The organism is Methylobacterium bullatum (assembly GCF_014845095.1).
GTDB lineage: Bacteria > Pseudomonadota > Alphaproteobacteria > Rhizobiales > Beijerinckiaceae > Methylobacterium > Methylobacterium bullatum.
Window position 1 is genome coordinate 39,435 of sequence record NZ_NKUG01000047.1, and the last position, 18,284, is coordinate 57,718.

16 protein-coding genes and 1 tRNA gene are annotated in these 18,284 nt (G+C 66.0%); 9 read left to right on the plus strand and 8 right to left on the minus strand.

What is annotated here, in order from left to right; genetic code table 11:
• Positions 1-168: 168 nt before the first annotated feature.
• The 3 genes from MBTS_RS07035 to MBTS_RS07045 all read right to left on the minus strand — a co-directional run bounded on the left by MBTS_RS07035 (position 169) and on the right by MBTS_RS07045 (position 2,623).
• Positions 169-795 carry an ATP-dependent Clp protease proteolytic subunit gene (locus MBTS_RS07035; protein ID WP_026176059.1) on the minus strand — a complete coding sequence of 209 codons (627 nt, stop codon included), beginning with the start codon at positions 793-795 and terminating at the stop codon, positions 169-171.
• Positions 796-927: 132 nt separating this feature from the next.
• A complete protein-coding gene (gene tig / locus MBTS_RS07040) occupies positions 928-2,364 on the minus strand; it encodes a trigger factor (RefSeq protein ID WP_056146585.1) in 1,437 nt (478 codons plus the stop codon).
• Positions 2,365-2,538: 174 nt separating this feature from the next.
• Positions 2,539-2,623, minus strand: a tRNA-Leu gene (locus tag MBTS_RS07045).
• Positions 2,624-2,819: 196 nt separating this feature from the next.
• Between MBTS_RS07045 and MBTS_RS07050 the strand changes: the two genes are divergently transcribed.
• The gene (locus MBTS_RS07050) at positions 2,820-4,319 is read left to right on the plus strand and encodes a multicopper oxidase family protein (RefSeq protein ID WP_192215299.1); all 1,500 of its coding nucleotides are present in this window, start codon (positions 2,820-2,822) and stop codon (positions 4,317-4,319) included.
• A 139-nt stretch (positions 4,320-4,458) separates the two neighbouring features.
• On the opposite strand, the gene MBTS_RS23985 is transcribed toward MBTS_RS07050, so the two are convergent.
• Together MBTS_RS23985 and MBTS_RS07060 are read right to left on the minus strand one after the other, a co-directional pair.
• Positions 4,459-5,700 carry a calcium-binding protein gene (locus MBTS_RS23985; protein WP_192215300.1) on the minus strand — a complete coding sequence of 414 codons (1,242 nt, stop codon included), beginning with the start codon at positions 5,698-5,700 and terminating at the stop codon, positions 4,459-4,461.
• Positions 5,701-5,857: 157 nt separating this feature from the next.
• Positions 5,858-7,348, minus strand: a complete 1,491-nt coding sequence (locus tag MBTS_RS07060) for an NAD(P)H-hydrate dehydratase (RefSeq protein WP_192215301.1) — start codon at positions 7,346-7,348, stop codon at positions 5,858-5,860.
• 216 nt (positions 7,349-7,564) lie between these two features.
• Here MBTS_RS07060 and MBTS_RS07065 point away from each other — a divergent pair, with 216 nt between their 5' ends.
• The 5 genes from MBTS_RS07065 to MBTS_RS07085 all read left to right on the plus strand — a co-directional run bounded on the left by MBTS_RS07065 (position 7,565) and on the right by MBTS_RS07085 (position 11,073).
• Positions 7,565-7,903 (plus strand): P-II family nitrogen regulator, encoded by a 339-nt coding sequence (locus MBTS_RS07065; protein ID WP_003600526.1) that lies wholly within the window; start codon positions 7,565-7,567, stop codon positions 7,901-7,903.
• A 253-nt stretch (positions 7,904-8,156) separates the two neighbouring features.
• Positions 8,157-9,569 (plus strand): type I glutamate--ammonia ligase, encoded by a 1,413-nt coding sequence (gene glnA / locus MBTS_RS07070; RefSeq protein ID WP_147829587.1) that lies wholly within the window; start codon positions 8,157-8,159, stop codon positions 9,567-9,569.
• Positions 9,570-9,853: 284 nt separating this feature from the next.
• Positions 9,854-10,387, plus strand: coding sequence for an RNase A-like domain-containing protein (locus MBTS_RS07075; RefSeq protein ID WP_238253795.1), 534 nt, complete (start codon positions 9,854-9,856; stop codon positions 10,385-10,387).
• Position 10,388: 1 nt separating this feature from the next.
• The gene (locus tag MBTS_RS07080) at positions 10,389-10,661 is read left to right on the plus strand and encodes a hypothetical protein (protein ID WP_056146232.1); all 273 of its coding nucleotides are present in this window, start codon (positions 10,389-10,391) and stop codon (positions 10,659-10,661) included.
• Between the two features lie 139 nt (positions 10,662-10,800).
• On the plus strand, positions 10,801-11,073 hold the full coding sequence (locus MBTS_RS07085) for a hypothetical protein (RefSeq protein WP_192215302.1): 273 nt from the start codon (positions 10,801-10,803) through the stop codon (positions 11,071-11,073).
• 204 nt (positions 11,074-11,277) lie between these two features.
• Here the strand turns inward: MBTS_RS07085 and rocF are convergent, their stop codons facing one another.
• Positions 11,278-12,207, minus strand: a complete 930-nt coding sequence (gene rocF / locus MBTS_RS07090; protein ID WP_192215303.1) for an arginase — start codon at positions 12,205-12,207, stop codon at positions 11,278-11,280.
• A 209-nt stretch (positions 12,208-12,416) separates the two neighbouring features.
• Between rocF and MBTS_RS07095 the strand changes: the two genes are divergently transcribed.
• Entirely contained in the window at positions 12,417-13,853 is a 1,437-nt protein-coding gene (locus tag MBTS_RS07095) for an amino acid permease (protein WP_192215304.1), read from the plus strand.
• Positions 13,854-13,963: 110 nt separating this feature from the next.
• A complete protein-coding gene (locus MBTS_RS07100) occupies positions 13,964-14,224 on the plus strand; it encodes a DUF6894 family protein (protein WP_018044538.1) in 261 nt (86 codons plus the stop codon).
• A gap of 208 nt (positions 14,225-14,432) precedes the next feature.
• On the opposite strand, the gene MBTS_RS07105 is transcribed toward MBTS_RS07100, so the two are convergent.
• Both MBTS_RS07105 and MBTS_RS07110 read right to left on the minus strand, forming a co-directional pair.
• The gene (locus MBTS_RS07105) at positions 14,433-15,335 is read right to left on the minus strand and encodes a trypsin-like peptidase domain-containing protein (protein WP_192215305.1); all 903 of its coding nucleotides are present in this window, start codon (positions 15,333-15,335) and stop codon (positions 14,433-14,435) included.
• A 77-nt stretch (positions 15,336-15,412) separates the two neighbouring features.
• Positions 15,413-15,715 carry a hypothetical protein gene (locus MBTS_RS07110; RefSeq protein ID WP_238253793.1) on the minus strand — a complete coding sequence of 101 codons (303 nt, stop codon included), beginning with the start codon at positions 15,713-15,715 and terminating at the stop codon, positions 15,413-15,415.
• 548 nt (positions 15,716-16,263) lie between these two features.
• On the opposite strand from MBTS_RS07110, the gene MBTS_RS07115 reads away from it, so the two are divergent.
• Complete coding sequence (locus MBTS_RS07115; protein ID WP_056146245.1) at positions 16,264-18,144, plus strand: methanol/ethanol family PQQ-dependent dehydrogenase; 1,881 nt, start codon at positions 16,264-16,266, stop codon at positions 18,142-18,144.
• Positions 18,145-18,284 lie beyond the last annotated feature (140 nt).

The following is an 18,284-nucleotide window of genomic DNA, read 5'->3' on the forward strand; positions in this document are numbered from 1 at the left end:
AGATCTAAGGGCGCCCGCCTAAAGAAACAGTCACCTGCGCGCTTTCTGCCGGTAGGTCAGACTCGCGATGCAAGCATGCTGCCGCGACGGGATCAAGGCAAAGCCGCACGCGCGGCCCGCCTCTAAAGGACGCGCCGGGGCCGCCAGGCGGCCACGGCGCGGTCGAAATCAGGCGGCGGCCGGCTCGGGACGCTTCTGGATCACTTCGTCGATCAGGCCGAATTCCTTGGCCGCGTCGGCGGTCATGAAATTGTCGCGCTCGAGCGCCTGGACGATGGTGTCGTAGTCGCGCCCGGTATGCTTCACGTAGATCTCGTTGAGGCGCTTCTTCAGCGCTTCGATCTCGCGGGCATGGATCAGGATGTCCGTCGCCTGGCCCTGGAACCCGCCGGAGGGCTGGTGGACCATGATGCGGGCGTTCGGCAGCGCGAAGCGATGGCCGGGCTCGCCGGCGGTGAGCAGCAGCGATCCCATCGAGGCGGCCTGGCCGACGCAGAGGGTCGTCACCGGGCAGCGGATGAACTGCATCGTGTCGTAGATCGACAGGCCCGAGGTCACCACGCCACCGGGCGAGTTGATGTAGAAGGAAATTTCCTTCTTCGGGTTCTCGGCTTCGAGGAACAGCAGCTGCGCCACGATCAGCGAGGCGCCGTAATCCTCGACCGGGCCGGTGAGGAAGATGATCCGCTCACGCAGCAGGCGGGAATAGATGTCGAACGCGCGCTCGCCGCGGCTCGACTGCTCGACCACCATGGGAACGAGTGCGCTGTTATAATAGTCGACCGGATCTCTCATCATTCTCGTGCCCCAGGCTTCAAGGGGTCCGGCCGCGCGAATCAGGGCGCGGGCCGGACGTGTCAGCGAACTACGGCGGCGGTGAACGCCGCCTTTACATCCAAGCCCGCCGCCCTTTTGGGAGCCTCGAGCTCAATCGACCTTGGCGACGGCCGGCAGATCGTCGCCCGAAGGAGCCTGGGATTCGTCCGCCTTCGACTCGGTCGATTCGGCGCTGGCCGCATCGGCATCCTCATCGGCGAACAAAGCATCCTTCGAGACGGGCTCTTCGACCAGCTTCACCTGAGCGAGGACATGGTCGACGACCTTCTCCTCGAACAGGGGTGCGCGAAGCTCGGCCAGGGCCTGTGCGTTCTTCCGGTAGAAGTCCCAGACCTGCTGCTCCTGCCCGGGATACTGCCGGACACGGGCGATCAGGGCCTGGTTCACCTCGTCGTCGCTGACCTTGATATCGGCGGTCTCGCCCACCTGCGCAAGCACCAAGCCGAGACGGACGCGCCGCTCGGCGATCTTGCGGTACTCGGCGGTGGCCTTTTCCTCGGTGGTTCCCTCGTCCTCGAAGGTCTTGCCGCGGGTCTTCAGATCCTGCTCGACCTGTGCCCACACGGCGGCGAATTCCTGGTGGACGAGGCTCGGGGGCAGCTCGAAGGCGTATTTGCCGTCCAGGGCGTCGAGGAGCTCCTTCTTGAGCTTGCGGCGCGACTGGGCCTCGAAATCGCCGCCGAGGGCGCCGGCGACGGCCTCCTTCAGCTTCTCCAGCGATTCCATGCCGAAGCCCTTGGCGAGCTCGTCGTCGATCTTGGTCTCGCCCGGAGCCTGGATCGCCGTGACGGTCACGTCGAACTCGGCGTCCTTGCCGGCCAGGTGCTCGGCACCGTAGGCCTCGGGGAAGGTGGACTTCACGACCAGGGACTGGCCGACCTTGGCGCCGACCAGCTGGTCCTCGAAGCCGGGGATGAACGAGCCCGAGCCGAGTTCCAGATCGACACCCTCGCCCTTGCCGCCGTCGAACTCGACGCCGTCGATCTTGCCGACGAAGTCGATGGTGACGCGGTCGCCGGTGGCAGCCTCGGCGCCCTCGTCCTTCGGGGTGAAGGCGCGGTTGGAGGAGGCCATGCGGGTGATGGCCTCGTCGACTTCCTCGTCGCTGGGCTTGGCCACCTGCTTCGTCAGGGTGACGTCGGACAGGTCGGCGAGCTCGAAGCTCGGCAGCACTTCGAGGGCGACGTTGAAGGACACGTCGTCCTTGGCTTCGAGCGCCCGGTCGACGATCGAGGCCTCGCCGGGGAATTCGATCTTCGGCTCGAGGGCGAGCTTCAGGTTGTTGTCGGTGACGATCTTCTGGTTGGCCTCGTTGACCGCGTTCTGCAGCACGTCGGCCATCACCGAGCGGCCGTAGAGCTTGCGCAGATGGGCCACCGGCACCTTGCCGGGGCGGAAGCCCTTGATCTGGGCCTTGTCCTTGAGGGTGGACAGCTCGGTCGTCAGGCGCTCTTCGAGCTCCTTGGCGGCCAGAAGCACCTGGAACTCGCGCTTCAGACCCTGGGAGAGTGTCTCGGTCACCTGCATCGTCGTCTTCCCGCTGTCGTCCGTGTGATCGGTCAAAAATTCTCGCGTGGCACCGCCGTCAGGGCGTGACACCACAGGCGGCGTTTGACGAAGCGCGCCCGACCGGAGGCCGACTCCGAGCGGCAGAGCGGGCCGGCCATCGCTGTGAGCCAATCCGTTCCCGACGGCGGAGGCTGGTGCGGGCGGAGGGGCTCGAACCCCCACGTCTTGCGACACTGGAACCTAAATCCAGCGCGTCTACCAGTTCCGCCACGCCCGCAAGCGCCAACGCCCGGCGCGCCTTTTCAGCCGCCAGAGCGCGGTCCTATAGCATGCGCGCGCAAGTCCGCAGCAAAAAAATAAGACGTCGTCCATCGGGCGCGCGGCGGCGGTTGGCGCCGCGCGGGAGCGCCGTCTACAAGCATGCCGGCGGGGCGGATGCGACCGCCCGTCCATCGACTTCCGTCCGAGGTGACATGCCGAGTTCCGACCCGAAGAATGGCCGTTCCCCCTCGGAGACCGGCGGCCTGTCCCGCCGTTCCCTGATCGGCCGGGCGGCGGCCCTCGGCCTTGCCGGACCGGCTTTCATCACGGTCGCGGAGGCGCAGACGGGGCCGGGGAAAGCCGCACCCAAGCCGGCGCCCGCACCGGCAAAGCCGATGGAACCGTTAGCAGAGCCGCGCGCGCTCGTCGCCGGGCCGGGGGCGAACCGCCTGAAGCCCGAGCCCGCCGCCGAGACGCCGGTCTGGACCTTCGACGGCAAGGCGAGCCTCCCCGTCATCCGGGCGAAGCTCGGCGAGACCGTCCGCCTGCGCGTCGAGAACAAGACGGACAAGCCGCTCTCCCTCCACTGGCACGGGGTCCGCAACCAGAACGCCATGGACGGCGTCGGCGGCGTGACCCAGCCGCCCATCGCTCCGGGGGCGGACTTCACCTACTCCTTCGTCCCGCCGGATGCGGGCACGTTCCTGATCCGGCCCCTCGTCGTGGGCGGTTCGAGCGAACCCTCGGGGCGGGGCCTCGCCGGTGCATTGATCGTCGAGGAGACCGCGCCGCCCTCCCTCGACCAGGACCTCGCGCTGCTGATGCAGGATTGGCGGCTGGAGGAGAACGGTGCGCTGATGCCGTTCGGGCAGGCCGCCTTCGCCGCGGCCTCCGGGCGCCTCGGCAACCTCGTCACCATCAACGGCAAGCCGGTCCCCGAGGCGATCGAGGCCCGTCCGGGATCGCGCATCCGCCTGCGGCTCGGCAATGTCTGCAACGCGCGCGGAACCCGCATCCGGTTCGAGGGCGGCAAGGTCTACGTGGTGGCGGTGGACGGCCAGCCCACCGACACGTTCGAGCCCCTGCGCGCGACGCTGCCCTTCCCCCCCGGCACCCGCTACGACCTGATGCTCGACATGCCGGCGGAGGCCGGCGCCAGCGTCACCGTCAATGCCCTGGTGGGCAACGGCCTCGTCCTGGCGACCCTCACCGCCAAGGGCCAGCCGGTGACGGAGAAGCGTGCGCCGATCGCGCCGGTGGGCGAGAACAAGCTCCTGCCCGCCGAGGTCAAGCTGCAGAACGCCGTCCGCCGCGACATCGCGATCACCGGCGGCGCCAAGCTCGACAAGGACAAGCCCAACGCCGAACCGGCCTATTCGGGTGACCCGAACCGGGTCTGGGCCATCAACGGCATCACGGGCGCCTCCGGCGTGGCTCCCTCCTTCACGGTGAAGCGCGGCCAGGTGGTGGTGCTCGCCATCCGGAACGACACCGCCTTCCCGCAGGCCCTGCACCTTCACGGCCACGCCTTCCGGCTGCTTCACCCCCTCGACGACGGCTGGGAGCCCTATTGGCTCGACACGTTCCAGCTGCTCGAGGGACGCACGGCCCGGATCGCCTTCAAGGCGGACAATCCCGGCCGCTGGGTCATCGGCTCCACGGTGCTGGAGCGGTTCGACACCGGGCTGTGGACGAGCTTCGAGGTGACCTGAGGGACGAAGGGCCGCCTTTTTACGGCCTCCGCCGACCTGCTCGGAGCCCGTCCGAGTGGTTTCCCCAAGACGTCACCTCATCCGGAGGTGGTCTGCTGGGATGAGCGGCTGCGCGCCGAGACATCCAATCCACAGCCCCTCAGGCGCCGAACATGAACAGCTCGCTCTGAACGTCACGGACATCGTCGACGTTCATGTCGTGCAGGATGATCTTGTTGCCGGCCTCCACGCCCTCGAACGTCACCAGCGTATGGCGGCCGCCGCTCATGGAGCTGAGCACGATATCTCTGGCATCGACACCGGCGATGTCGACGACGATGTGATCGGCGTTCAGGTCCAGGCCGTAGAGGTTGTCGCGGCCGAAGCCGGCCTGGAACCGGAAGCTGTCGGCACCCGTGCCCGCGAAGAGCTTATCGCTGCCGATACCACCGTCGATCGTGTCCCCACCCGTGCCGGCCCTGATCGTGTCGTTGCCTAGGCCGCCGTCGATCGTGTCACCACCCTTGCCGCCCTTGATCGTGTCGTTGCCCGACGTGCCGACGATCTCGACGGCGTGGCCCGAGGTCGATTGCGAGACGATCTTGTTCCCGGCCAGCACGTTGGTCATATCGAGATGGGTGTCGTTGCGGACATACACGGTCTCGATGCCGGAGAACGTTCTCTCGATGAGACTGACGGTGCCGCCCCCCGTTACGATGAGCACGTCCTTGTCGTCGCCACCGCTGATGGAGAGAGGCGTCGAAGACAGGACGATCCGGTCGTCACCACCCCGACCGGCGATGTCGTCCTCGCCGCCATTGCCGCGAAGGGTGTTGTCGTTGTCGTCTCCGACCAGCGAATCGTCGAAGGTACTCCCGGTCAGGTTTTCGATGTCGATGAGTGTGTCCTGGCTGGCATCGCCTTCATAACCCATCTGCGCTTCCAGGCTGGCGTAGACCCTGCCGGTGGCATGCTCGTAGCTCGCCGTATCGATACCCAGGCCGCCTCGGATCGTATCGGCGCCCGCGCCGCCTTCCAGCACGTCGTTGCCATTTCCTCCCTTCAGGGTGTCGGCGTCGGAGCCTGCCCGCAGGATATCGCCGAAATCACCGCCCTCCAGATAGACCGACGCCGTGTTGTTGGACATATCGGCCGAGACAGAGTATTCGGTCCCGCCCATCACGTATCCAACGCTATCTCCACTCATTCTGTTAGCATCGATAAATAAATTTCCACCGCTAACAAGGTTAGAAGTATTATTGAAGATGAAGTTGAATCCATCTTCGGGTCCAAAAGCATGAACGCCGCTTGGTCCATCCGTCGCGGAAGACCCATCCTGCAGTATATCTACTTTATCTAGAGGATTATAATCGCCATTATACGTAAAATAAAAGGTCGACATGCGGCATTTCCAAAGGGTAAGAGCTGCGCCCCCGCCCTATTTATTTTAGATTCATTGATAAAGCCCTTTCGCCCCCGAGCGGTCCGTCCGCAGAGGGACAAAGGGGGTCGTCGATCCGGACGAGCGGGATCGCCCCCCTTGCCAAGTCGCTCCGCCGTCACAGCAGGCCGGCGAGGACCCTCGGCATCATCTCCGGCAGATCCTCGGCGATGAGCCCCGGCCCGTGCCGCAACCCGGCATCGCCATGGAGCCAAACCGCCGCGCAGGCGGCCTCGAAGGGCGGCATGCCCTGCGCCAGCAGGCCGGCGACGAGGCCGGCGAGGACGTCGCCCGAGCCGGCGGTGCCGAGATAGGGGGTGGCGTGATCGTTGATGGCGGCGCGTCCGTCGGGCGCGGCGACGATGGTGTCGGCGCCCTTCAGCACCACCACCGCCCCGGCGAGGGAGGCCGCCCTCAGGGCACGTTCGAGTTTGCTCGCCGTCGGGTCGATAGCGGCCGTATCGGCGAAGAGGCGGCCGAACTCACCGGAATGCGGGGTCAGCACCGCTTGGCCCCCGCCATCCGCGATGAGGCTCGCCAATTCGTCGACTTGGCCCTTGAAGCTCGTGAGCGCGTCGGCATCGAGGACGAGGCTTCGCCCGATTCCGGCCGCCACGGCGACACGCTCGCGGGTCGCCTCGCCGCTCCCCAGGCCGGGGCCGGCGAGGATGACGTTGAGGCGCTCGTCCACGAGGAGATCGTCGAGGTCGTCGGCGGTCTCGCACGGGGTCAGCATGATCGCGGTGAGATGCGCGGCGTTCTCGGGCATCGCGGCGGTGGGGGAGGCGATGGTGACGAGGCCGGCCCCGACCCGCAACGCCGCCCGCGCGGCGAGGCGGATCGCCCCGGTCTTGAAGGCGGGACCGGACAGGGCCAGCACATGCCCCCTGGTGTATTTGTGGCTGACGGCGTCGAGCCTCGGGAAGTCGTGCCCCCAGAGATCCGGCTCGTTGCGCCAGACCCTCGGCATGCCGGCCAGCCCTTGTTCGAGGGCGGAATCGCCGATGCCGATATCGGCCACATGGAGTTGGCCGCAATGGGCGCGGCCCGGCTGCAGCAGGTGGCCCGGCTTGAGCGCGACGAAGGTGACCGTCTCGCGCGCCCTGAGCGCCACCCCGCGTAAAGCGCCCGTATCGCCGTCGATCCCGCTCGGAATATCGACGGCGAGGACCGGGACGTCTGTGGCGGCGACCCGCTCGACCATGGCCTTCGCCGCGCCGTCGAGGTCGCGGGACAGGCCCGCCCCGAACAGGGCGTCGATGACGAGGGCGGCGCCCGCCGGATCGGCCTCGGTGAGCACCACCCCCTGCCATTCCGCCGCCGCCAGGGCGGCATCACCCGTCAGGCTGTCCACCGGCACGGTGCAGACGAGGTCGACCGCGTAGCCGTTCCGTTCGAGGAGACGGGCGGCGACGAGACCGTCCCCACCGTTGTTGCCGGGTCCGCAGAGGACGAGGATGCGGGAGGGCGCGGCCACCATCGCGGCGGCCCTGGCGGCCACGGCGGCGCCCGCCCGGCGCATCAGCTCGATTCCCGGAACGCCCGCCGCTATGGCGGCGGCGTCCATCCTGCGCATCGCGTCGACGGTGATGAGACGGTGTGACGGCATTGCGAACTTTCGCCTTGTCTCGTGTGACCATGCCTGCGCACCGCTCATGCCGCGCCGCTATTTCAGGCGCAAAGCGGTCGTGGCTGAAACGATTTGCATTCAATGCCTACCGAATAGGCAATTTAACACCCGTCTCCGGGAAAACGGCGTGGCGAAGGCCGAGCCGCGATGGTAGGAAAAGGACCCGGAGCAGCATTCAGGTCAGGCCCGTTCGGCATGAAGAAGATCGAAGCGATCATCAAGCCATTCAAGCTGGACGAGGTGAAGGAGGCCCTGCAAGAGGTCGGCCTTCAGGGCATCACCGTGATCGAAGCCAAGGGGTTCGGCCGGCAGAAGGGCCATACCGAGCTCTATCGCGGCGCCGAATACGTGGTCGACTTCCTGCCCAAGGTGAAGCTCGAGATCGTCCTCTCCGACGCCCTGGTGGAGGGTGCCGTGGAAGCCATCCGCAAGTCGGCCCAGACCGGACGCATCGGCGACGGCAAGATCTTCGTCTCGACCATCGAGGAAGCGATCCGCATCCGCACCGGCGAGACCGGCACCGACGCCATCTGACGCGTCCTCCCGGCACGGCATCGGCCGGCCGGCGGCGATGGTCGGGCGGCAAGGATCTGACGGCAAGGATCCGACGGCATGACGGGGTGCGAAGGCGTCGACCTGTCACGATACGGTGGCGCACGGCTCTAGCCTCGCGCCGCACCAGAAGCTAAGTCCCTTCGCGCACGCCCCTTCCCAATCCGCGGCACGCCACCGCGTGGTGCGGCAAAACCACGGCCGAAACAGGCCGAGCCTCGAAGGAGACACAGGGATGGCAAAGACCGCCGATCAGGTCCTCAAGGACATCAAGGACAACGACGTCAAGTACGTCGATTTCCGCTTCACCGATCCCCGGGGCAAGTGGCAGCACGTCACGTTCGACGTGTCCCTCGTCGATGAGGAAATCTTTGCCGAAGGCACGATGTTCGACGGCTCGTCGATCGCCGGCTGGAAGGCGATCAACGAATCCGACATGCTGCTGATGCCCGACCCGGCGACCGCCTGCATGGACCCGTTCTTCTCGGCCTCCACCATGTCGATCGTCTGCGACGTGCTCGAGCCCTCGTCCGGCCTGCCGTATTCGCGCGATCCGCGCAGCACCGCCAAGCTCGCCGAGGCGTTCCTCAAGTCCACCGGCATCGGCGACACGATCTATGTCGGCCCCGAGGCCGAGTTCTTCGTGTTCGACGACGTGAAGTTCGGCTCCGACCCGTACCATACCGGCTTCCAGCTCGATTCGGTGGAACTGCCCACCAACGGCTTCACCGATTACGAGGGCGGCAACCTCGGCCACCGCGTCGCCACCAAGGGCGGCTATTTCCCGGTGCCGCCGCAGGATTCGGCGCAGGACATGCGCGGCGAGATGCTGGCCGCCATGCAGTCCATGGGCGTCAAGGTCGAGAAGCACCACCACGAGGTGGCGAGCGCCCAGCACGAGCTCGGCATGAAGTTCGACACGCTGACCCTGCTCGCCGACCATATGCAGATCTACAAATACGCGATCCACAACGTGGCCCAGAGCTACGGCAAGACCGCGACCTTCATGCCCAAGCCCGTCTTCGGCGACAACGGCTCGGGCATGCACGTGCACCAGTCGATCTGGAAGGACGGCAAGCCGATCTTCGCCGGCGACAAGTATGCCGATCTCAGCCAGGAATGCCTCTGGTACATCGGCGGCATCATCAAGCACGCCAAGGCGCTGAACGCCTTCACCAACCCGTCCACCAACTCCTACAAGCGCCTGGTGCCCGGCTACGAGGCCCCCGTGCTGCTGGCCTACTCGGCCCGCAACCGCTCGGCCTCCTGTCGTATTCCGTGGACGACGAACCCGAAGGCCAAGCGCGTCGAGGTCCGCTTCCCCGACCCGATGGCGAACCCCTACCTCGCCTTCTCGGCCCTGCTGATGGCCGGCCTGGACGGCATCATCAACAAGATCGATCCGGGCCCGGCCATGGACAAGGATCTCTACGACCTGCCCCCGCGCGAGCTGAAGAAGATCCCCACCGTCTGCGGCAGCCTGCGTGAGGCGCTCACCAACCTCGACCGCGACCGCGCCTTCCTCAAGGCCGGCGGCGTGTTCTCGGACGACCAGATCGACTCCTTCATCGAACTGAAGATGACGGAAGTGATGCGCTACGAGATGACCCCGCATCCGGTCGAATTCACGATGTACTACTCGCTCTGAGAGCAGGCCGGCCGGGCGCGCTCGCCCGGCCTTTCGGACAATGCGCGACGCCGGGGCCTCGACAGGGGCTCCGGCGTTTCGCGTCTCAGCGCCCCTGTTTCGTGATCAAGATCAAGCTATTATTCCCTTATAGGTATAATAGCTTGATCTAGGGGGTGAATCCGATGTCGTCGAGCGCAACGGCCCTTCTGCGGGCGAGATGGCTGATCACGTCGTGCCGTGTTCAGGTCGCGTTTCAGCGGTTGCGTCTGTCGCTCCGTGCGTAGCACGCCGATCAACCCCGCGTGCCGGCCGGACATCCGGACGGCGGCCAATGGACGGACGGCGGTGCGGGCGACGGATATGATTCCGGTGACGATGCGCGGATCGTCTACGTCTCGGATGACCTCAACCGTCGGTACACGGTCGAGATCTCCGAAGAAGAGGTGCGCGGCGGCCATACGCTTCGCGAGCATGTCGGTAAAACAGATGCACAACTGCTAGCTCGCATCCAGGCCAGCAAACGAACATTCCCCGTTGTAACCTACGGCTTGCGGCGAGATGGTTCTTTCGAATCCATTGAGACTGCGAACGATCTCGTCAATCGCACCTTGGAACAGAATGCTTCGGAGGTTGACGACGTCGCGACCGGTAAAAGGGACGATGCATTCATAAAATCCCGCTTCGGATACAGAACCGGGCGGGAAGCCTATACGGCGGGGCAGCTCGAGCCGTATCTGCGTACGACCTACGGTGTCGGAATGTATATCGTTCACGATCCGGGCAGTCCCCGCGGATATCGCATCCATACTGCTTATCCGCGAAACGACGGAGATTGACATGCAGGCCTCCCCGGAATTTCTGACCTTTGCACGCTGGTACATACAGGACATCGATCGCATCGCGCCGACGCTTGAGGAGATGTACGACTTCGGTCTCAGACGTTTTCAAGGCGAGGAGCGCGTCCGGCTGCGGCAATTCATCGACCGTGCCCTCCGCGAGGCGTCCGACGCGACGTTGGAGCAACTTTGGAACAAGACGGAAGCCGACATCTACTTCCCCACCGCGCAGGATCTGCGCGCATTCCTGACCGGCGCCCGCGACCGGCTCTGAGCGCATTGTTCGCGCTTCGCGGACGTGATCGAGACCGGAGGCGCTAGCCCGCCCGGTCGTGCAATTGCCAAAACGGGCGATGGAGGATCTCAGGGAGCAGCGATGTCACCGACACACCGGCGCAACGACGGAGATTGACATGCAGGCGTCCCCGGAATTCCTGGCCTTCGGCCGTTGGTTCATGCTGGACATCGGTGGCGGCGCGCCGACGCTCGACGAGATGTACGATTTCGTTCTCAACCTCTTCCGCGGCGAGGAGCGCGTCCGCCTGCGGCAATTCATCGACCGCGCCCTCCTCGAAGCCTCCGACGAGACGCTGAAGCAGCTGTGGAAGGAGACGGACGCCGACATCTACTTCCCCACCGCGCAGGACCTGCGCGCATTCCTGACCAGCGCCCGCGACCGGCTCTGAACGCCGTTTCGTTCGCCCTGCGCGACGCCGATCCAAATCGGCCGCCGATATTCACCCATCTGGCGGGCACCTCGGGTCCCCTCTCCTGGAAGGAGAGGAAGCCCGTCGCGCCTCATGTCGAACCCCGGTTGGATAGAGCGAGTAGCCCACAAGGGGGAGAGGGACGCGCTCCGCCTGTCCGAGGAGTGGTGTGAACCCCGTCGGTCAAAAACTCCGCGTCGGCCGGTCGAGGACGCTGCGTCCCATCAGGCTGGCGGCGAGATCCGTCATCAGGATCGCGGTGCGGCCGCGCTCGTCGAGGAAGGGGTTGAGCTCCACGAGGTCGAGGCTGCGGACGAGGCCGCTGTCGTGCAGCATCTCCATGGCGAGATGCGCCTCGCGGAAGGTCGCCCCGCCCGGAACCGTGGTGCCGACGCCCGGCGCGATGCCGGGATCGAGAAAATCCACGTCGAGGCTCACATGCAGCCATCCGCCGGCGGCGGCCACCCGTTCGAGGAAGGCTTTGAGCAGGATGCCGATGCCGAACTCGTCGATGGCGCGCATGTCGTGCACGGTGATCCCGGCCTCGCGGATCGTCCGCCGCTCCGCCGGATCGACGCTGCGCAGGCCGATCGTGCAGACGTTGCGCGGTTTCACCGGCGCCACGGGCGGCGGCAGGTAGGGGCCGAACCCCTTGAGGCCGAGAGCATAGGCCATGGGCACGCCGTGGAGATTGCCGCTCGTCGTCGTCTCCAGGGTGTGGAGATCGGGATGCGCGTCGAGCCAGAGCACGTGCAACTCGCTTCCCTCCTCGGCCGCCCGCCGGCTCATGCCCGAGATCGTACCGGCCGAGAGGCTGTGATCGCCGCCGAGGAAGATCGGCAGGCCCTCGCCCCCGGCCCGATAGGCGGCCTCGCTGAGCGCCGACGTCCAGCGCGCGAAGTCGGAGAGGTTGGTCACGCTCGGATTGGGATGGGCGACGGCCTCGCCGGGGGGAGGGGCGATGTTCCCGCGATCCTCCACCACCAGGCCGAGGGCGGTGAGGGCGCCGCACAAACCGGCGGCCCGGTAGGCGCTCGGGCCCATGTCGCAGCCCAGCCGGCTCGTCCCCTCCTGGACCGGCACGCCGATGAGGATGCAGCGTTTCTCGTCCATGGGTTCATTCTCCGGTCCGCCGACAGCATAGGGGCCGCGCACGACACTCGTGTGAGGAGGGGTCACGGTCGCGTGGCAGGATCGGGACCAGTCTCGGCATCCGTTCGATCACGCCCTCGGAGTCGTGGGAGGCGGCATGGCGCTTGCTGCCGTTAGCAAAGAAACAAGATCGGCACCCCTCGTCCCGGTCGCTGTGAGGTCGTGTAGCGATGGGGTCGGTGATCGGATCGGACGAGGGACGAAGCGACTGGCGCCGGGCGGTGCTGCGGCGGAAACCCGTCTCGCCCACGGCACAGGATACCGACGCGGGAGCCCGGCCCCTCGAACGCTCCATCGGCCTGTTCCGCCTCGTCATGCTCGGGGTCGGCGCCACGGTGGGCACCGGCATCTTCGTGATCCTGAGCGCGGCGGTGCCCGAGGCCGGCCCCGGCATCCTGGTCTCGTTCGTGCTGGCCGCCGTCACGGCGGGACTCACGGCGCTCTGCTACGCGGAACTGGCCTCGGCGCTTCCGCTCTCGGGCTCGTCCTATTCCTATGCCTATGCGACGCTGGGCGAACTCGCGGCCTTCCTCGTCGGGGCCTGCCTCCTCCTCGAATACGCGGTCGCCGCCTCCGCCATCGCCGTCGGATGGGGCCAGTATCTCAACGAGGTCTTCGGTGCGCTCATCGGCTGGACCATGCCGGATGCCATCAGCCAGCCCCCCGGCCGGGGCGGCTACGTCAACCTGCCGGCCATCGTCCTCATCAGCCTGTGCACCCTGCTGCTCCTGCGGGGTGCCGCCGAATCCACCGCGATCAACGCGGTTCTCGTGGTCCTGAAGCTCGCCGTGCTGGTGTTCTTCGCCGTCGTCGCCCTCACGGCGTTCCGGCCTGCGAACCTCACGCCCTTCGCGCCGCTGGGGCTTGCCGGCATCGGCACCGCCGCCTCGACGATCTTCTTCTCCTATATCGGCCTCGATACGATCTCCACGGCGAGCGAGGAGGTGCGCGACCCGGCCCGCACGCTGCCCCTGGGCATCCTCCTCTCCCTGGTCATCGTCACCGCGATCTACCTCCTCGTCGCCCTCGCGGGGATCGGAGCCCAGCCCTGGACGCACTTTGCCGGGCAGGATGCCGGGCTGGCGGTGATCCTGCGCAATGTTACCGGGACGGCCTGGCCGGCCCTCGTCCTGTCGATCGGGGCGGTGGCCTCCATCTTCTCCGTGACCCTGGTGACGATGTACGGCCAGACCCGCATCCTCTTCGCCATGAGCCGGGACGGGCTGCTGCCGACGCTGTTCCAGCGGGTGGACCGGCGGACCCGAAGCCCGAACGCCAACACGCTGGTGGTGGCGCTCTTCGTCGCCGCGCTGGCGGCCCTCGTCCCCCTCGACGTGCTCGCCAACCTCACCAGCATGGGCACCCTCGTGGCCTTTTCGGCGGTCTCCCTCGGCGTCGTCATCCTGCGCCGAACGCGGCCCGACCTGCCGCGGGGATTTCGCGTGCCGTTCTACCCCCTCGTGCCCCTCGCGAGCCTCGCCTGCTGCCTCGCGCTCATCGCGGCGCTGCCACGGGACACCTACCTGCTCTTCGCGATCTGGATCGGCGCCGCCCTGGTGATCTATGCCGCCTATTCCCAGCGTCATTCGCGATTGGCTCGGGGCTGAGGAGGCGCGGACGATTGTTTCGCCCTATAGGTTGGGCCGTCAGGCCTTGCGCCGCCGCGCCGCAGCTTACAGGTGATGGCAGCTGTTCCTCGAGCGGATCGAACGCGCCGATGCCCCGATTTTTCTTTCACACCCATATCGGCCGGGAGGTCATCGCCGATCCCACCGGCACCGAATTGCGGGATGCCGACCATGCCTGGGAGGTCGCCCGCGACACGATCCAGGCGACGATGGCCGAATCGGAGGCCCAGGCCCGCCTGATGGGAGCCATCCTGGTGGTCACCGACGAAGCCGGGGAAACGGTTCTCGAATTCCCGTTCTCCGAAGTCGTCACCCTCGCGCCGGAGGAGCCGGCGCCGACCGTGCACTGAGCGCCGGTTTAATCGGATGCTCATGCCGGAGCCGATCATCCCAGCGGACCACCTCATCCTGAGGTGCCCGCGTCAGCGGGCCTCGAAGGAGCCCTCCAGACGCCACAGCGATCCCTGGAAGCCTCCTTCGAGGCCGCTTCGCGGCACCTCAGGATGAGGTAAAGCCCTGGAAAAACGACGGACTCAGGCGGTGAGACGCCCCCGCGCCTCACCGGGTCTTCGCGGCCTCGCCCTCCGCCGTCACGGCCTGCCGGATCGCCGCCAGGAGGGCGCCTTCGAACAGCAGGGCGGAGCCGTAATGGAACTCGAGGTCGAAGGGGCGGCGCGAATTCATCGAGAGCGAGGCGCTCTGCATCGCCACGAGACGGCCCGACAGGTCGAACAGGCCGGAGCCCGAGCCGCCGAACCCGTCGTTGCAATTGTGCCGGGCGCGGCGGATGTCGTCCTCCGTCGGCGGATCGATCTGGTGGATCGCGCAGGTCTCGGTGCTGCTCGGCCCACGATAATTCTCGTGCCCGCCGGGTGAGACCATCACCACCGGGATCTCCGCGATGCCGGTGGCGAGGGTCGGAGCGTCGGGGACCGGCTGCGGCGGCGCGCCGACCACCGCCTCGGTGAGATCGAGCAGGGCCCAATCGTCGGTGATGTGCAGGGCCTTGGCGTCGGGCGCCGCACCGAGGCGCAGGCTCGCCGGCACGAAGCCGTAATTCCGCCCGCCGATCTGGAAGAAGCAATCCTCCACCTCCCGCGTCACCTCCATGCGGCGGTTGCGGAAATTGTGCGCGTTCATCACCACGAGACGCGGCGACCCCACGAGCCAGGCCGCCGCCGCCTTCTGGGGGATGCCGTCCGGCCGGCGATGGCAGAAGAGGACGCCCGCGCCGGGATAGCGTGTGATGTCGGCGCCGGTCAGGTCGCGGCGCCCGTCATGCGGATAGAGAGCGGCCATGCGCCCTTCCTCCGCCGACGCCGCCCCCGCCACCATGAGCGCGAGGCCGGCCAGGGCCGCTCCGGGTGTCAGGCGGAACCGGGCACGGTGCCTCCGGCGGATCGAGCTGTCGGCTGCGACATGGGTCATCTGCGATGTGAACCGATGCTGATGCTGCGCCATCGCCGCTCGATCCGGGGAGGAGGGCGGTTCGGAATCCGTGGCCTCGCGCCTTGAACACGGGCCTGCGCCAAGGCCGCCTATTCCGGCGGGTCCTTCTTCACGGACACGCACATCTTCACCGCCGATTCCAGCTTGATCTCGCCCGGATTGCCGATGTTCGCGGTCTCTTCCAGGCAGCGGATGAAGTAGTTCTTGTCGAGCTCGGCGTTGAGGCTGGAGAAGGCCTTGCCCATGCGCGTGGCGAAATCGATCTTCTCGTCCGTGGAGGCACGGGGCCAGCGCGACACCTTGTCATCCATGGTCAACCGTGCCGCATTGGCAATGGATGGCAGGACAATCAGGCAAATCACCAGCGCAGTTGTTCTTCTGATCATCGGCATGTCTCGTTTTTGTTTCCTACCCGGGCTTAGTTTAGCGCCGGTCCACATTGAGTAAAGCGTGGGTTCGAGGGCACAGGACGCTTTTCCTGACGCGGAACGGTGCAAAAATCTTGCGCATTATGACCGCCGGGCCTCTGCGCGCAGGCATGATGCCCTGCCGGACGCCGGATCGCCCCATCGCGCGGATCGCCATCGCCGAGCCGGCTAAGCCCTTCGACCCGCAGGGAAAGACCGGCCCCGCCCGCATGTGGCGCATCGACGGATGCCTTCCGGATCGACCCGGAACAGCTGCACAAAGGTATGGTTCAAGTTGCCAAATCGTCCTGTAAAAAAAGGTTGAAGTGGCTAAAGACATCAGGCAAAGCAAATGATTATATAGCTAGCCGATGGATCAGTAATAAGTCTTTTATAAGAGCGGCCAGCGTTAGGTTATTCTTATAAATACGTTCATAACATTGATCGACTGACTGTTTGCTGAACCGGCGAAAGCAATGGCTGCGGCCGATCCCCTGGGGTCGAGCACGCGGCAGAAGGGCAGGAGACGCAGAATGAACAGGTTACTGAATTCAGTCTCGGTGCTGGCCGTCTTGGCCCTGGCACCGATCGGACTGTCAGGGATCGCCTCAGCCAACGACAAGCTCATCGATCTGTCGAACAGCGATGAAAACTGGGTGATGCCGGGCAAGAACTACGACTCGGACAACTACAGCAAGCTCAAGCAGATCAACACGACGAACGTGAAGGACCTCAAGGTCTCCTGGACGTTCTCGACCGGCCTGCTCAACGGCCACGAGGGCGCGCCCGTCGTCGTCGACAACAAGATGTACATCCACACCTCCTTCCCGAACAACACGTTCGCCCTCGCCCTCGACGATCCGGGCAAGATCCTCTGGCAGGACAAGCCCAAGCAGAACCCGGCCGCCCGCGCCGTCGCCTGCTGCGATCTCGTGAACCGCGGTCTGGCCTACTGGCCCGGCGACGGAAAGACCCCGGCGCTGATCCTCAAGACCCTGCTCGACGGCAACGTCATGGCGCTCAACGCCGAGACCGGCGAGACGGTGTGGAAGGTCGAGAATTCCGACATCAAGGTCGGCTCCACCCTGACCATCGCCCCCTACGTGGTGAAGGACAAGGTCATCATCGGCTCCTCGGGCGCCGAGCTCGGCGTGCGCGGCTACCTCACCGCCTACGACGTGAAGACCGGTTCCCAGGTCTGGCGCGCCTACGCCACCGGCCCGGACAAGGACCTGCTGCTGGGTGCGGACTTCAACATCAAGAACCCCCATTACGGCCAGAAGAACCTCGGCACCTCCACCTGGGAGGGCGATGCCTGGAAGATCGGCGGCGGCACCAACTGGGGCTGGTACGCCTACGATCCGGGCACCAACCTGATCTACTTCGGCACCGGCAACCCGGCGCCGTGGAACGAGACCATGCGTCCCGGCGACAACAAGTGGACGATGACCATCTTCGGTCGCGACGCCGATACGGGTGAGGCCAAGTTCGGCTATCAGAAGACCCCGCACGACGAGTGGGATTACGCCGGCGTCAACGTGATGATGCTGTCGAACCAGAAGGACAAGGACGGCAAGGACCGCAAGCTCCTGACCCATCCGGACCGGAACGGCATCGTCTACACGCTCGACCGGACGGACGGCTCGCTCGTCTCGGCCAACAAGATCGACGACACCGTCAACGTGTTCAAGTCGGTCGACCTGAAGACCGGCCAGCCGGTGCGCGATCCCGAATACGGCACCCGCATGGACCACCTCGCGAAGGACATCTGTCCCTCGGCGATGGGCTACCACAACCAGGGCCACGATTCCTACGATCCCGAGCGCAAGCTCTTCTTCATGGGCATCAACCACATCTGCATGGATTGGGAGCCCTTCATGCTTCCCTACCGTGCCGGTCAGTTCTTCGTCGGCGCCACTCTGAACATGTATCCCGGCCCGAAGGGCGATCGCCAGAACTACGAAGGTCTGGGCCAGATCAAGGGCTACAACGCCATCACCGGCGAGTTCAAATGGGAGAAGATGGAGCGCTTCGCCGTGTGGGGCGGGACGACGGCGACCGCCGGCGGTCTCGTGTTCTACGGAACGCTGGACGGCTACATCAAGGCGCGCAACTCGGACAACGGAGACCTTCTCTGGAAGTTCAAGATGCCGTCCGGCGCCATCGGCTACCCGATCACCTACAGCCACAAGGGTGATCAATACGTCGCCATCTACTACGGCGTCGGCGGATGGCCGGGTGTCGGCCTCGTGTTCGACCTTCAGGATCCGACGGCCGGTCTCGGCGCGGTGGGCGCCTTCAAGAAGCTCGCCAACTACACCCAGATGGGCGGCGGCGTGATGGTGTTCTCGCTGAACGGCAAGGGTCCGTACGACGATCCGAGCGTCGGCGAGTACCAGACGGCAGCCAAGTAACGGCTGCATCGGGAAACGAGCGCGTCCCTCTCCCCCTTGTGGGGAGAGGTCAGGGGTGGGGGTGGCTCCGCCAGCCTCCGACGGCTGAGGGTAACCCAACCACCCCAACCTCCAACTCCTCCCCCCAAGGGGGAGGGGGG

What these genes read in the sequence shown, in the direction of transcription:
- tig (WP_056146585.1), bottom strand. Translation starts at nt 2,364, where the DNA reads ATGCAGGTGACCGAGACACTCTCCCAGGGTCTGAAGCGCGAGTTCCAG.
- MBTS_RS07085 (WP_192215302.1), top strand. Translation starts at nt 10,801, where the DNA reads ATGCAGGCGTCCCCGGAATTCCTGGCCTTCGGCCGTTGGTTCATGCTG.
- MBTS_RS23985 (WP_192215300.1), bottom strand. Translation starts at nt 5,700, where the DNA reads ATGTCGACCTTTTATTTTACGTATAATGGCGATTATAATCCTCTAGAT.
- MBTS_RS07050 (WP_192215299.1), top strand. Translation starts at nt 2,820, where the DNA reads ATGCCGAGTTCCGACCCGAAGAATGGCCGTTCCCCCTCGGAGACCGGC.
- MBTS_RS07080 (WP_056146232.1), top strand. Translation starts at nt 10,389, where the DNA reads ATGCAGGCCTCCCCGGAATTTCTGACCTTTGCACGCTGGTACATACAG.
- MBTS_RS07100 (WP_018044538.1), top strand. Translation starts at nt 13,964, where the DNA reads ATGCCCCGATTTTTCTTTCACACCCATATCGGCCGGGAGGTCATCGCC.
- MBTS_RS07110 (WP_238253793.1), bottom strand. Translation starts at nt 15,715, where the DNA reads ATGCCGATGATCAGAAGAACAACTGCGCTGGTGATTTGCCTGATTGTC.
- MBTS_RS07115 (WP_056146245.1), top strand. Translation starts at nt 16,264, where the DNA reads ATGAACAGGTTACTGAATTCAGTCTCGGTGCTGGCCGTCTTGGCCCTG.
- MBTS_RS07095 (WP_192215304.1), top strand. Translation starts at nt 12,417, where the DNA reads ATGGGGTCGGTGATCGGATCGGACGAGGGACGAAGCGACTGGCGCCGG.
- rocF (WP_192215303.1), bottom strand. Translation starts at nt 12,207, where the DNA reads ATGGACGAGAAACGCTGCATCCTCATCGGCGTGCCGGTCCAGGAGGGG.
- MBTS_RS07035 (WP_026176059.1), bottom strand. Translation starts at nt 795, where the DNA reads ATGAGAGATCCGGTCGACTATTATAACAGCGCACTCGTTCCCATGGTG.
- MBTS_RS07060 (WP_192215301.1), bottom strand. Translation starts at nt 7,348, where the DNA reads ATGCCGTCACACCGTCTCATCACCGTCGACGCGATGCGCAGGATGGAC.
- MBTS_RS07065 (WP_003600526.1), top strand. Translation starts at nt 7,565, where the DNA reads ATGAAGAAGATCGAAGCGATCATCAAGCCATTCAAGCTGGACGAGGTG.
- MBTS_RS07105 (WP_192215305.1), bottom strand. Translation starts at nt 15,335, where the DNA reads ATGGCGCAGCATCAGCATCGGTTCACATCGCAGATGACCCATGTCGCA.
- glnA (WP_147829587.1), top strand. Translation starts at nt 8,157, where the DNA reads ATGGCAAAGACCGCCGATCAGGTCCTCAAGGACATCAAGGACAACGAC.